At 62.8% G+C, this 13,766-nt stretch carries 12 protein-coding genes and 1 pseudogene; 7 read left to right on the forward strand and 6 right to left on the reverse strand.

Annotated features, from left to right (window positions below; translation table 11 throughout):
- The first annotated feature begins 32 nt into the window (after positions 1–32).
- Positions 33–2,501 (forward strand): hybrid sensor histidine kinase/response regulator, encoded by a 2,469-nt coding sequence (locus V1289_RS49215; protein ID WP_334407130.1) that lies wholly within the window; start codon positions 33–35, stop codon positions 2,499–2,501.
- An 18-nt stretch (positions 2,502–2,519) separates the two neighbouring features.
- On the opposite strand, the gene V1289_RS49220 is transcribed toward V1289_RS49215, so the two are convergent.
- The 3 genes and pseudogenes from V1289_RS49220 to V1289_RS49230 all read right to left on the reverse strand — a co-directional run bounded on the left by V1289_RS49220 (position 2,520) and on the right by V1289_RS49230 (position 3,986).
- Positions 2,520–2,816 (reverse strand): septal ring lytic transglycosylase RlpA family protein, encoded by a 297-nt coding sequence (locus V1289_RS49220; RefSeq protein ID WP_334407131.1) that lies wholly within the window; start codon positions 2,814–2,816, stop codon positions 2,520–2,522.
- 124 nt (positions 2,817–2,940) lie between these two features.
- On the reverse strand, positions 2,941–3,393 hold the full coding sequence (locus V1289_RS49225) for a PPC domain-containing DNA-binding protein (protein ID WP_334407132.1): 453 nt from the start codon (positions 3,391–3,393) through the stop codon (positions 2,941–2,943).
- 32 nt (positions 3,394–3,425) lie between these two features.
- Positions 3,426–3,986 (reverse strand): annotated as a pseudogene (locus V1289_RS49230) (type 1 glutamine amidotransferase domain-containing protein).
- A gap of 136 nt (positions 3,987–4,122) precedes the next feature.
- Here V1289_RS49230 and V1289_RS49235 point away from each other — a divergent pair.
- From V1289_RS49235 to V1289_RS49245, 3 genes are all read left to right on the forward strand, one after another.
- Positions 4,123–4,299: a CsbD family protein gene (locus V1289_RS49235; protein WP_334407133.1), complete on the forward strand. Its 177-nt coding sequence runs from the start codon at positions 4,123–4,125 to the stop codon at positions 4,297–4,299.
- Between the two features lie 71 nt (positions 4,300–4,370).
- A complete protein-coding gene (locus tag V1289_RS49240) occupies positions 4,371–5,282 on the forward strand; it encodes a DUF6328 family protein (protein ID WP_334407134.1) in 912 nt (303 codons plus the stop codon).
- A gap of 159 nt (positions 5,283–5,441) precedes the next feature.
- Complete coding sequence (locus V1289_RS49245; protein WP_334407135.1) at positions 5,442–6,101, forward strand: phosphatase PAP2 family protein; 660 nt, start codon at positions 5,442–5,444, stop codon at positions 6,099–6,101.
- Here V1289_RS49245 and V1289_RS49250 read toward each other — a convergent pair.
- Positions 6,025–8,745, reverse strand: a complete 2,721-nt coding sequence (locus V1289_RS49250) for a bifunctional diguanylate cyclase/phosphodiesterase (RefSeq protein ID WP_334407136.1) — start codon at positions 8,743–8,745, stop codon at positions 6,025–6,027. The two genes, V1289_RS49245 and V1289_RS49250, sit on opposite strands and share 77 nt — an antisense overlap.
- A 92-nt stretch (positions 8,746–8,837) precedes the next feature.
- Positions 8,838–9,365 (reverse strand): hypothetical protein, encoded by a 528-nt coding sequence (locus tag V1289_RS49255; protein ID WP_334407138.1) that lies wholly within the window; start codon positions 9,363–9,365, stop codon positions 8,838–8,840.
- Positions 9,366–9,658: 293 nt separating this feature from the next.
- Between V1289_RS49255 and V1289_RS49260 the strand changes: the two genes are divergently transcribed.
- Entirely contained in the window at positions 9,659–10,357 is a 699-nt protein-coding gene (locus V1289_RS49260) for an ABC transporter permease (RefSeq protein WP_334407140.1), read from the forward strand.
- Here the strand turns inward: V1289_RS49260 and V1289_RS49265 are convergent.
- A complete protein-coding gene (locus tag V1289_RS49265; RefSeq protein WP_334407142.1) occupies positions 10,331–11,185 on the reverse strand; it encodes a substrate-binding domain-containing protein in 855 nt (284 codons plus the stop codon). The two genes, V1289_RS49260 and V1289_RS49265, sit on opposite strands and share 27 nt — an antisense overlap.
- Before the next feature lie 174 nt (positions 11,186–11,359).
- On the opposite strand from V1289_RS49265, the gene V1289_RS49270 reads away from it, so the two are divergent.
- The gene (locus tag V1289_RS49270) at positions 11,360–11,575 is read left to right on the forward strand and encodes a hypothetical protein (protein ID WP_334407144.1); all 216 of its coding nucleotides are present in this window, start codon (positions 11,360–11,362) and stop codon (positions 11,573–11,575) included.
- Positions 11,576–11,712: 137 nt separating this feature from the next.
- Positions 11,713–13,551, forward strand: a complete 1,839-nt coding sequence (locus V1289_RS49275) for an alkaline phosphatase family protein (protein WP_334407146.1) — start codon at positions 11,713–11,715, stop codon at positions 13,549–13,551.
- Positions 13,552–13,766: the final 215 nt, after the last annotated feature.

Raw genomic sequence — 13,766 nt, forward strand, 5'->3', positions numbered from 1 at the left:
TGTGAAATTAAGCGCGAGAGATTACCGGCCCCATGACCCCTCCGGACCCCACCAACGTTCTCCCCGAGACAGCCGCGGCCGAGCGGCTGCGGCAATATCTGGAAGAGATCGCGCGCGAGCGCGATAGAGCCCACCGCGCGCTGCAGGAACGCGAGGCGGAGCTAGCCAGAATCCAGCGCATCGCCCGTGTCGGCGGCCTCGAAATCGATTTCCGCGACGGCGTCAAGAACTGCCGCTCCCCTGAATATCTGCTCGTTCACGGGCTGCCGGCGGAGGCCGTCAACGAGACTTACGGGGATTGGGTCAGTCGAATCCACCCCGAAGATCGTGAGCGGACCGTCAAACATCTGTTCGGCGTGCTGAGGGGCGCGAGCGAGGACTATTCGGCCGAATACCGCATCATCCGGCCCGGTGACGGCGAGATCCGGTGGATCCGCGTCGTTGCCAAGATCGAGCGCAACCGCGATGGGCGGGCACAGCGCCTGGTCGGCGCCGATCTCGACGTCACCGATCAAATGCTGGCGCAGGCTACCTTGCGGGAAAGCGAGCAGCGCTTTCGGCTGATCGCCGACAGCGCGCCGGTGCCGATCTGGGTGACCAAACTCGACCGCACCCGCTCTTTCGCCAACCAGGCCTATCTCGATTTCCTCGGACTTCCCTTCGAACAAGCCATCGTGTTCGACTGGCGCAAGGCGCTGCATCCGGACGACCTGCCGCGCATCCTGCAGGAGCAGGTCGCCGGCGAATCCTCGCTCAAGCCATTCGTGCTGGAGGGGCGCTACCGGAACGCGGCCGGCGAATGGCGCTGGCTGCGCTCGGAATCGCAACCGCGCTGGGACCCGACCGGCAAGCATATCGGCTTCATCGGCGTCGCCCACGACATCACCGCCGCCAAGCAGGCCGAGAACGATTTGCGGCGGCTGAACGAAACCCTCGAGCTGCGCATCTCCGAACGCACGGCGCAGCTTGAATCCAACGAAGCGCAGATGCGCGCAATCTTCGAGACCAGCCACCAATATCAGGGCCTGCTCAATCTTCACGGCGACGTGCTGTATGCCAACAAGACGGCGCTGGCCGGCATTCGCGCCAATGCCGCCGACGTCATCGGCAGGCCGTTCTGGGAGACACCATGGTTCAGCGGCACGAAAGGCATGCGCGACGCCGTCCGTGACGCCTTCATCGCCGTCATGAGCGGCCAGGAAGTGCAGACCGAGATGCTGTTGCATCTTCCGATCGGTGACCGCTTATTCGACTTCGAGATGCGTCCGCTGCAAGATCAGCATGGCACGGTGATCGGCGCGGTGCCGGAAGCCGTCGACATCACCGAGCGGCGCCGGGGCGAGGAAGCGCTGCGCCAGTCGCAGAAAATGGAAGCCGTGGGGCAATTGACTGGCGGCGTGGCGCATGATTTCAACAATCTCCTGACCATCATCCGCTCCGCAACCGACTTCCTGCGCCGCCGCGACCTGCCGGAAGAGCGCCGCCGCCGTTACATCGACGCGATTTCGGAGACGGTGGAACGGGCCTCCACGCTGACTGCCCAATTGCTGGCGTTCGCCCGTCGGCAACCGCTTAAACCGCAGGTCTTCAATGTCGGCGGGCAGGTCGAAAACGTGGCACAGTTGATCCGCCCGCTGGTCGGCGGCCGGATCAGAATCGAGGTCTGCATCGGCGACCCCGATTGTTTCGCGATCGCCGACATTGCCCAATTCGAGACCGCCCTGATCAATCTCGCGGTGAACGGCCGCGACGCCATGAGTGGCGAAGGCCAGCTTACGATCGGCGTCAGAAAGGTTCAGACCATCCCTGCCCTGCGCGCCCAGTCCGCCCGCAGCGGCGACTTCGTCGCGATCTCGTTGACGGATACCGGCACCGGCATCGCGCCGGACCATATCGAGGCGATCTTCGAGCCGTTCTTCACCACCAAGGAAGTCGGCAAGGGAACCGGACTCGGCCTCAGCCAGGCGTTCGGCTTCGCCAAGCAATCCGATGGCGACATCGAGGTCACCAGCACGCTCGGACAGGGCGCGACCTTCACCATCTATCTGCCGAAGGCGGCAACGCCCGCCGATACGGCGGAGGCCGCCGCCATCGGCAGCGAACCGTCGACCATCGGTCGCGGCTACCGCGTGCTCGTGGTCGAAGACAATGACGACGTCGGGCAGTTCTCCACCGAGTTGCTGGAGGATCTCGGATACGCGGTCCGCCGCGTCGTCAACGCCGATGCGGCGCTGGCCATTCTGGCCGAGGACGAATTTTCCGCCGACCTGGTATTCTCCGACGTCATCATGCCCGGCATGAACGGCGTCGAACTGGCGGGCGTCATCCGCGAGCGTTATCCCGGCCTGCCGGTGGTGCTGACCAGCGGCTACAGCAACGTTCTGGCGGAGAATGCCGATCGCGGCTTCGAACTCATTCAGAAGCCCTATTCGGTCGAATCGCTGTCGCGGATTCTGCGGAAGGCGATTTCCGAGCGGAGCCCCATGGGAGCGAAGCCGTAAATCCGTCGGTCGTCCGCCTCAATCGATCGAGACCATGACGACGCCGGCCCGCACGATCCCGAGCGCGCGCGCCGCACTGGTCGAGACATCGATGATCCGGCCGCGAACGAACGGCCCGCGATCATTGACGCGACACTGGATCGAATGGCCGCGATAGGAAACCCTGACCAGGCTGCCGAACGCCCGGCTGCGGTGGGCGCAGGTCATTTCACCGCTCCTGCCGACACCGCGATAATAGGAGGCCATACCGCTCTCGGCATTTGCCGCGGAACTGCCAAGCAGCAGCACGGCAGCGCAAACCTTTGCAACTCTCATTACTCGCCAGCATCGGTCGGCCCCGCAGGAGAACACGGTTTTGCCAATTAAGTTCCACGCTGCCTGCCGGGGTACCGTGCGAATCCACCGCGCGGGAACGCCGGGCAACCGGCGGCGCTGTGCACTAGCCCCTATCCGCGGCTATATCGATGAGGGCGATCCCAAGATCCGCCCTCTTCTTCCGCCGCAGTCTGGACGGGGTTTCCGCTACCACCACCTCCAGGGTCGGTCGCACCTTGCCTTCGAGTAGATGGCCGCCACGCGTCGAGCCATCCGATAGTCCAAGGACGATATGGACATGCAGGCTGGCCTTGCCGTCGTCGCCGATCGCGATACCTCCTATCGCACTCAAGACCTCGCACTGCTCGCCGACCTCGATCTTCTTGTAGCTCTTCGTGGCAAAATCGAACCAGCCGACGGTCGCCTTCTCGAATGCACCGATCGCTGTGAGCGAGGCCGCGGAGATTTTGGTTTCGTTGGCGAATCTCGTCAGCGCCGCAAACGCCTCCTCGCCCGAATCCAGGATGACGACGTGGACCTGGGCACCTGGCTGTTCAGATACAAGCTTGCTTTTCATGCTCGATGCCGCCGGTCCACGCCGCCATTAACTCATGCAGCGCTGCGTTGGGTATGCCGACCTTCCCTGACCTCTTCGATGATCTTCGCGCTGAACGCTTCAAGGTCTCCGGGGTTGCGGGAGGTGATCACGCCCTGGTCGACGACGACTTCGGAATCCTCCCACTTGGCGCCGGCATTGCCGACGTCGGTCTTGATGGATTTGTACGACGTCATCTTCCGGCCCTTGGCGATGCCGGTTTCGATCAACAACCATGGCGCATGGCAGACCGCCGCGACGATCTTCTTGGCGTCAAAGATATCCTTGATGAATTTGAGCGCCTTGGGCTCGACCCGCAGCAAATCCGGATTGATCTGTCCGCCCGGCAACACCACCGCGTCGTAGTCCGACGCCGAGGCCTGATCGAGGGTCTTGTCGACCTTCACCGGCCGGCCCCAATCCTTCTTGTCTCACCCCTTGATCTCGCCGGACGCGAGCGAAACCACGTCGACCGTGGCACCCGCCTTTTTGATCCGATCGCGCGGCACTTCCAGTTCCGATTGTTCAAAGCCGTGGGTCGCGAGAATCGCAATCTTCTTGCCGTTCAAGTCCATGGAGAAGCTCCGTCTGATGTCGTGGGGCCCCCGATCAATCGGCAAGGTCGAACAACGTTCCTGAGCCGCGCTGATTTCATCTCCCGATGAGGAAACATTTCGGGTTCCCCCGGTTTTCTCCTGACAGGAGGTCATCATGACCAAACTCAGAGAGAAGGCACAGGGGCGAACCAAGCAGATCGTCGGCCAGATGATCGGCGACGACGAGCTTGTGCACGAAGGCAAGGAACAGGAACGCGATGCCGAAAAAGAAGCCGAAAACGAAACAGCCTCATCCAGCGAGCCTGCGCAGCCGGCGTCGTCCCACGACTGATTTGCCAGCAATAATGGCGGGCGCTTACGCCCGGCAACGCCGTCAAGCACCAAGCGGAGGCGTGGTCACCGATGTCGGAAGAGCTCGATCGCAAGGTCAAAACCGCGTTCGATGAAACCCGTCTGCTCATCCTCGGCATCCAGGTCATGCTCGGGTTTCAATTCCAGGCCTTTTTCCAGAACGGTTTTGCCGAGCTCTCCTCCGCATCAAAGTCGTTCTGCGCCGCGGGCCTTGCCCTGCAAACGCTCGCGCTCGGCCTCTTGATCGTCCCTTCGATGGAACACCGGCTGGTGGAAATGGGTTCATCGTCGAAGCGATTGGTTCGCGTGGCATCGTTTTACACCACGACAGGCCTGATCCCGTTCTCGCTCAGTCTTGGCCTCGCCGGCTATGTGGTGATTGAGCGGCACTTTGGGATCGCTGCCGGCATCACGTGTGGCGCTGCCTTGACGCTTGTCGCTGCCTTGGCGTGGTTTGGACTGGAAATGGTACATCGGGAGAAGAACGTCATGCCGGACACTTCTCGCGCGGGAACATCGCTCGCGACCAAGGTCGAGCAGGTGCTGACGGAAGCGCGGGTGATCATTCCCGGCGCCCAGGCGTTGTTCGGATTTCAATTCATCGCGATGCTGACCGCGGGATTTGACCAGCTTCCGCAGGCAGCCAAAATCGTGCACGCGATCGCGCTTGGGCTGGTCGCCATCAATGTCGTCCTCCTGATAACCCCGGCCGCCCTGCACCGCCTCTGCTTTAATGGCGAGGATTCGGAGCAGTTTCTCCGCGCCGCGTCGGCGCTTGTGGTCGCCGCACCGTTGTTTTTGGCTGCCGGACTCTCGGCGGAGAGTTACGTGGTGCTTGGAAAAGTAACCGACAACAAAGTCGCCGCCGCCGGCTTTGCGGCGGTGAGCTTCGCCCTGCTGGTTGGCTTCTGGTACGCCGTGCCCCTGATTGCACGATGGACCAGCGCCGCCGGGCGGGCCTGAGGCCCGCGCAGCAAACCCTCGGCGCGTCCTCGGAACAATCCATTCCACCCGTGGTTTTCCTTTCACGGCGTTCCTCCCAACGCCGGACCAAACCTCGCCCGGCCTCATCGACCGAGGTGGCCGGGCTTCTTTGGCATCGCCTGAGGAGAGCAATACGCGATGGCGTTTTATCGGGTCCGTCCGACCCAGCCCGACATTGAAATCGCGAATGCGGTTTCGGCGCATACCTGCCCGGAGACAGAAGAAGCCGCCGAAATCCTCACGTGGGGTGCGGACGAACATTTGCTGTGCGCGCTCGCCGCAGGCTGGTGGCTCTATTGCCGCAACAGAACCGCGCGCCGTCGCCGCGACAGCGACCACATTCTGCTCACCACCATTGCGGTGACCATCATTCCCCACGTGCTAAAGGCCGTGTTCGATCAAGAGCGGCCCGACCGCCTCACCGTTCGTGGCCATCTTCACGGTGTGCCGCTCTCGGGCAGACGGCTCGATGCCTTTCCGTCCGGCCATGCCATTCATGTCGGCGCGCTGGCATCCGCCGCTACCGTGCTTCCGCCGGCAAAACGCAATCTGGTCTGGTGTCTCGGGGCCGGGCTGGTGCTGACACGGATCGTCCTGCTCGCGCATTGGATGAGCGACGTCGTGGCAGGGCTGGCCATCGGGGTTTTGACGGAACGATGGCTCAGGTACTGGACGGGTTACGGCTCCGAACCGCAAGATCGGCGCCAGCCGGGCCGGCCGGTTACGCCGCGTCTTCGACCTCGGCCGGGCGCAACGCCAGCAGCGCGCGGATTTCATGCGCCGGGCGCGCCGCGCTGAACAGATAGCCCTGCATCTGCGTGCATCCCAGCGCCTGCACGGTGTCGCGCTGCTGCTCGGTCTCGACGCCTTCCGCGGTCGTGACCATGTTGCGGTCGGCCGCGATGCTCACCACCGCCCGGATGATCGATGACGATGAGGAATTGCGGGTCACTTCCTTGACGAAGCTGCGGTCGATCTTGATCTTGTCGAACGGGAACCGCTGCAGATATTGCAGCGAGGAATAGCCGGTGCCGAAATCGTCCAGCGCGATGTGAACCCCGAGCGCGCGCAGCCCGTTCAACGCAACGAGGGCGGCGTCGTCATCGGCGATCAGCACGGCTTCGGTGATTTCCAGCTCCAGCCGGCGCGGGTCGAGCCCGGTCTCGGCCAGCGCCGCCGCGACCTTCAGCGACAGCGTCTGCGACTTGAACTGGATCGGAGAGACGTTGACGGCGACGCGCACATGCGCCGGCCATGTCGCAGCTTCCGCGCAGGCGGTCCGCAACACCCACTGCCCGATCTCCTCGATCAGGCCGGTTTCCTCGGCAACCGGAATAAAGTCGGCGGGCGAAATCATGCCGCGCACCGGATGCCGCCAGCGCAACAGCGCTTCGCAGCCGGTGACTTCATCGCTGTTGAGGTCGACCAGCGGCTGGTAATGAATTTCGAAGCCGCCCTCGAGCAGCGCCGTTCGCAAATCGCTCTCGAGTTCGCGGCGGAGATTGGCCTGCCGTTCCATCGCCGGATCGAAGAAACGATGGGTCCGGCGGCCGGCCGCCTTGGCGGCATACATCGCCAGATCGGCGCTTTTCAGCAGCCCGAACAGATCGGAGCCGTGACGCGGGGCGATCGCGATGCCAATACTGGCATCACCGCAGAGGCGATGGCCGTGGCAATCGAACGGCGTTCGCAGCGCCTGATAGATCCGCGCGACCAGCGCGCTGACTTCATCGTCGCTTGTCACCGCGCGTTGCAGGATGGCGAATTCGTCGCCGCCGAGGCGGGCGATGAAGTCCTCAGATCCCACCGACTGACGCAGGCGCTCGGCGACCCGTTTGAGGAATTCGTCGCCGATCAGATGCCCCAGTGAATCATTGATGCTCTTGAACTCGTCGATGTCGATGTAGAGGATCGCGAACTCGACGCCGGCGGTCTCCAGCAGCAATCCCTCCGCATGGCGCTGGAACAGCGTCCGGTTCGGCAGGCTGGTCAGCGCGTCATAATGGGCAAGATGCTCGATCCTGGCCTGGACCCGGCGAACCTCGGTCACGTCTTCCAGCGTCGTGGCCCAGCCGCCGTCCGCGGATCGCTTGTAGACCAGCCGGATCATGCGCCCGTCGGGCATCGAAATCACGGTGTCGCGCACCTCGTCATGTTCGGGATTGAGGAATCTCGCGCAGTAGGCATCGACGTCGCCCTCGAACGAGCCGATCTGCTGGCGATGCAGGATGAGATCGCGCAGATGACAGCCGGGCTTGGCGACGTCGGGCGAGACGCCGAACATCTCGATGTAACGCTCATTGCAGATCACGAGGTGGCCCGAAGCGTCGAACAGCAGCAGGCCCTGGGTCATGTTGTTGATCGCGGTGTCGAGCTGCTGGGTCTTCTCCGACAGCTTGCGTTGCGCGGCGGCGTGCTGGCGCCGCAGCTGGCGCACGATCGGGAAGATCGTGCAGATGACGACGATGACCGCAAGCACCGCGGCAAAGAACTGCAGCTTGGTCTGCGCCCGCCAATCGGCAAGCGCGGTCGACGTCTTGGTGGCCGCCACGATCAGGATAGGAAAATTCGTCAGCGACCGGACCGCGCCGACCCTGTCCTCCGACTGGACCGTGCTCGTGAAACGTCCCGCGACATTGCCGTTCAGGGCCAGGGCCCTCTGAAACGCCGGCAAACCGGCAACGTTACGACCGACCAGCGCATCGTTGCGCGGATAGCGGGCGATGATGGTGCCGTCGCGGTGAATCATCGAAATCGCGGTGTCGCTGTCGAGCGCCAACGATGCGACGAAATCCTCGAAATGGCTCGGCTCGACGCCGCGGGTGGCAAAACCGACGATCTCGCCGCGACGGCCGACGATCTTGCGCGCGAAGATCGTGGTCCACACTCCCGTTACCTTGCTCATCGCCGGCGCGACGATCACGTCGGGGGTCGGCTTTCCCGAGGTAAACTCCTTGAAGTATCGCCGGTCCGCGATGCTGATGTCCGGTGTCGGCCATATCTCGGAAGAATTGATCAGCCTGCCCTTGGCGTTGAACAGGTTCAAACTCCCGACATGGGGAAGCGCCGCGAGCTTGGCGCGCAGCATCTCATGCGCGCCGAACGTCGACATTTTCTGTTCGAATTCGTCTGCGCTATCAACCCGGCCCGCCTGCATATAGCTGACGACGTCGTCGTGAACATGCTGGAGATCGCCGAGCTGCTGGTCGAAATGACGCGACAGCAGCAGCGCCGTGTTGTTGAGTTCGCGCTCCGCGACCTCGAGCGCGCGGGCGCGGAATTGCTCGGCGAAGTAGGCGGTGCCGAGCGTGATCGCGAGGACGAGCCCGGCGGCGCACAGGATGAGCCACTGGATCGCGCCCAGTCGTGTCCGACCCAGCGCGTCGATGATCGACTGCCGCAGGTCTCCCGCGATGAATTTGTCAGATGACTGATCCAACATTTTGCTTGCCCCCACAGGCGCTTGTTGTAAGGGGCACAACCCAAGAGGGCGTTAGCAAAATGAGTTATCGCAAAGTTAAAAACCTATCCGAATCAGGGCGTTTCCGCCAATTCCGCTTCCTTCAAACTGCACTCGATCAAGGCGCCCTCGATCGTGAACTTTGAAAAGGGCGACAGCGGCGTCGAGATCTGCAGCGCCGCGAAGAATTGCGAATCACCGGGGCTCTTGAGGAAGAACCGGATGTGGCCCGCCGACAGCGAGTCCCGCGACAGCCAGACGATGCCGGAAAACAGCGCCACCATCATCTGGGCATATTCGCCGGCGCCGGCCAGCCCCAGTTCGTAGACCGGAGACACGCTGACGAAGCGCACGCGCAGGAGCGGCGAAGAATATTTGCTCATCAGCATGCGGCTGACCTGACACACCGCATGAATCCGCTCGCCGTCGGAAAGGCAATACAGACCTGGATTGCTGGTATCCTTGATCAGGCTATCGAAGGCCGCGCAGCTTCCCGACGCGAAGGTAGAAAAATCCTCGCCGACGCCTTCGGCGTCCTTCTTCCATTGAGCCTTGATCGAACGCCAGGCCTTGTCCGGGTCTTTCATCGGCAGAAGGCGCATGATTAACCGGTGGTTAAAGCAGGAAATTATCACGGACATTTTATACCGAGCCGCTAAAGACTTACTTACGGCGGGCGGACACCGGACATCATTGTGCGGACGGCTCGATTTCGCTACCTGCACGGGCGGTTGGTCCGCGATACCGCTTCCCCGCCGGTGGTGCGGCGATCTCGCGGTCGCGCGACAGCGTAGCCGGTGGCGTGCGCAACATGCTGCGGTTTCGACCGGCAACGGCGTTTGATAGGGTGGGCTTTTATAGATGCGCGGCTGGATTTCTCTGTCACTGTCCCCGGATGAATGATTTCAGGCAATCTGTCGCGGCGGCGCTTGCGCTGATCGGCAGCTTCGATTCCGAGCTGATCGGGATCGTCTGGCTGTCGCTGCGCGTCAGCCTGTCGGCGAGCCTCATCGCCTTGCTGATCGGCACGCCCCTGGGTGTGTGGCTGGCGATCAGCCGGTTTCGCGGGCGGCAGGTTCTGGTCGTGCTGGCCAACGCCCTGCTCGGCCTGCCGCCGGTCGTGGCGGGCCTCATGCTTTATCTGCTGCTCTCGCGATCGGGCCCGCTCGGCTTCGCCGGGCTGCTGTTCACGCCGACGGCCATGGTCGTTGCTCAGGTGATGCTCACCACGCCGATCGTGGTCGCGCTGGTGCATCGCCCGGTCTCCGTTCTCTGGGCCGAGTATGCCGATCTCGCCCGCACCGATGGTCTCTCCCATCTTCGCAGCGTGGCCTTGCTGATTTCGCTCGGCCGCGCCTCGCTGCTCACCGCCTTCCTCGCCGCCTTCGGGCGCGCCATCGCCGAAGTCGGCGCCATCATCATCGTCGGCGGCAACATTCGCGGCTACACCCGCACCATGACCACCGCCATCGTGCTGGAAACCAGCAAGGGCGAATTGTCGCTGGCGCTTGGGCTCGGGCTGATCCTGCTGTCGCTCAGCGTGACCATCAGCACCCTGGCGTTCCTGTTAGTCGGACGCGTTGGGGAAAAATAACTGCTCGCCGCCGACCTTATAGTCGGCAATCGTCTTTTGCCCCTCGGGCGAGACCAGCCAGTCGATGAACGCCTGGCCGTCCCCGGCTTTCACATCGGGATGCCGGGCCGGATTGACCAGCATCACACCGTATTGGTTGAACAGGCGGCGGTCGCCTTCGGTCAAAACCGCGAGTTCGCCGCGATTTTTGAACGAAAGCCAGGTGCCGCGGTCGGACAGCAGATAGGCATTGGCCGATGAAGCCATGTTGAGTGCCGCCCCCATGCCCTGCCCGATCTCGCGATACCAATCGCCTTTGGCCACGGCGAGATCGATCCCCGCTTCCTTCCAAAGCCGCAATTCGGCTTCATGCGTACCGGAACGATCGCCGCGCGAGACGAAGGCCGCCCTGGTCTCGGCGATCTTCCGCAGCGCTACGGCAACGTCCTTGCCGCCGGCAATATGCGCCGGATCAGTCTTCGGCCCGATCACCACGAAATCATTGTACATGACGTCATGGCGCTTCACGCCAAAACCTTCGGCGAGGAATTTCTGCTCCGCTACCTTGTCGTGCACGAACACCACATCGGCATCGCCGCGCCGTCCGATGTCGAGCGCCTGCCCGGTGCCGACGGCGACGACCTTGACGCCGATTGCCGTCGCCGCGGTGAAGCGTGGCAGCAGGAAGTCGAACAACCCCGACTGTTCCGTCGAAGTGGTCGAGGCCACCGTGATCGTGCGCTGCTGCGCCAACGCGCTGCCGAAAAATGCGAGGCTTGAAATTGCAAGGCTTAAAATTGCAAGGCTTGAAATTGCAAGGCTGGCAACAAGGACGAGAAGGCGTTTCATGGCATAAACTACCGATGATGAAGCGAGCGGTCGAAAGCTTGCCAATTCCTGCGATGCAAGACAATGCTCTGCGCTTGTTTCACCATGCGGCTATTCCGCAGCTTCGCGGCCGCCGATAAAACCCAAGGTCTTTCACAGCCTTGGCATCACCAAGAAGAACCTGGACAAGGGCTAATGGACGCGCTGACCGCCTTCGGACTGTTCGCGGTGACGCTGATGCTCGTTTGCTACGCGGCGGAGGACCGAAGCCCCTGGTTCATTTTGGCCTTCGCCGCCGCCTGCGCGCTGGGTTCGATTTACGGATTTCTGCAAGGCGCCTGGCCGTTCGGTCTGGTCGAAGCGATCTGGTCGGTCGTGGCCCTGCGCCGCTGGCTCGGCCGGCAGGCGTAGCCGGCGTGGACGCCGACCACCGGCCGAGAACAAAGCCGGTTGACGCAACCGGATTCCCTGTAACAATTCTGTCATGTAGCGAAACTAAACGGAAGCAACGGCTGCCAGCCGGAATCGTTTCTGACGGGGAGAACCTGATGCGCCGCACAATGGTGTTGCTGTCCGCAAGCCTGATCACGCTGACCGCAACAGCTGCTTCGGCGCAAAACGCCACGCCGCGCAACCTGATCCTGTTCGTGCCGGACGGCTTGCGCGCGCGCATCGTGACGCCGCAGACCGCACCCGCAATGGCCGATATCCGCGACAAGGGCGTCAACTTCAGGAACTCGCATTCGCTGTTTCCGACCTTCACGACCGCGAACGCCTCTGCGATGGCGACCGGCCATTATCTCGGCGATACGGGTGACTTCAGCAACACGATCTATACCGGTTATAGTTCGGTCCCGGCCGGCGACACCGTGGTCCCCTTCCTCGAAAACGACGCCGTGCTCGGCGATGTCGACGAGCACTTCAACGGCGACTATCTCAACGAGGAAACCATCCTCAAGATGGCGCGCGAGAAAGGATTCAGCACGGCCGCCATCGGCAAGCTCGGCCCGACTCTGATCTTTGACCACACCGATCGTGGCAAGAACACGATCGTGATCGACGACTCCACCGGCGGCAAGACCGGCGTTCCCCTGTCGGACGAAATCAAGAACGCGCTGACGAAAGCCAATTTACCGCTGACGACCCCCTCGCGTGGCGATAACGCCAATGCCGGCGACGCCAAGACGCCCGGCACCACGGTCGCCAACGTCGCGCAACAGGCCTACATGGCCGACGTCGCCAGCAAGGTGGTGCTGCCGATGTTCAAGGCGCGCAAGAAGCCGTTCGTGCTGGTGTTCTGGTCGCGCGACCCCGACGGCAGCCAGCACAATACCGGCGACAGCCTCAACACCATCACCCCCGGCATCAACGGCCCGACTTCGATGGCCGGCATCAAGAACGCCGACAACAACCTGGCGCAATTGCGCAAGGCGCTCGACGATCTCGGCCTCGCCGCCAACACCAACATCATCGTCTCCGCCGACCACGGCTTCTCGACGATTTCGAAGGAGAGCAAGACCAGCCCCTCGGCGAAGATTTCCTACGACGACACGCCGAAGGATTTCCTGCCCATGGGCTTCCTCGCCATCGATCTTTCGAAAGCGCTGAACCTGCCGCTGTTCGATCCCAACGACAAGAATGCGCGCGTCGCCGACAATGCCCATCCCAAGGCCGGCAATGGCGTGCTCGGACAGGATGCAACAAAGCCCGATCTGGTGGTTGCGACCAACGGTGGATCGGATTTGATCTACCTGCCGAACAAGGACAAGAAGCTGGCCGACCGCACCATCAAGGCGCTGCTGGAGCAGGATTACGTCAGCGGGCTGTTCGTGGACGACAAGCTCGGACGTTTCCCCGGCACGCTGCCGATGTCGCAGCTCAACTTCAAGGGCAAGGCGGTGACGCCGACCCCGTCGATCGTCGTCAATTTCCGCTCATGGTCGAGCGGCTGCGAGGAGCCGACCAACTGCTCGGTCCAGGTCGCCGACACGGTGCTGCGGCAGGGCCAGGGCATGCACGGCAGCTTCAGCCGCGGCGACACCCTGAATTTCATGGCGGCAATCGGACCCGACTTCAAATCCGGCTATGTCGATCCGCTCCCGGTCAGCAACGCCGACGTCGGCATGACCATTGCGCAGCTTCTGCATTTGCGTGGCACCGGCAACGGCGGCTTGATGGGCCGCGTCATATCCGAGGCGCTCCCCAATGGCATTGTTCCGAAGACCGCCGACGGCACCGTCACCTCCAAGCCGGCCGCGAACGGCTTGCAGACGGTGTTGAAATTCCAGCGCGTGCTGTCGACGCGCTATTTCGACGTCGCCGGCTTCCCCGGCCGCACGCTCGGGCTGGATGCGGAAGGCGGCAAGCAGAAAACGGCGGGGAAGTAACCCTCGCCGCGTCGTATTTATCGCAGCCGGTAGCCCGCATGAGCGCAGCGATATGCGGGGAGCGCGGAACAGAACGTCGCGGACATCGCCAAGCCTGTCATCGGGCGGCGTTACGCGCCGACCCGTTGGCTCATCCGGGTGACGCGCGGCTTAGCGCGCAAGGCGCCATGGTCCAGCGGAATGCTGCACTACGAATTTATCTCTTGAAGCAAGTC

The organism is Bradyrhizobium sp. AZCC 2289 (assembly GCF_036924615.1).
GTDB lineage: Bacteria > Pseudomonadota > Alphaproteobacteria > Rhizobiales > Xanthobacteraceae > Bradyrhizobium.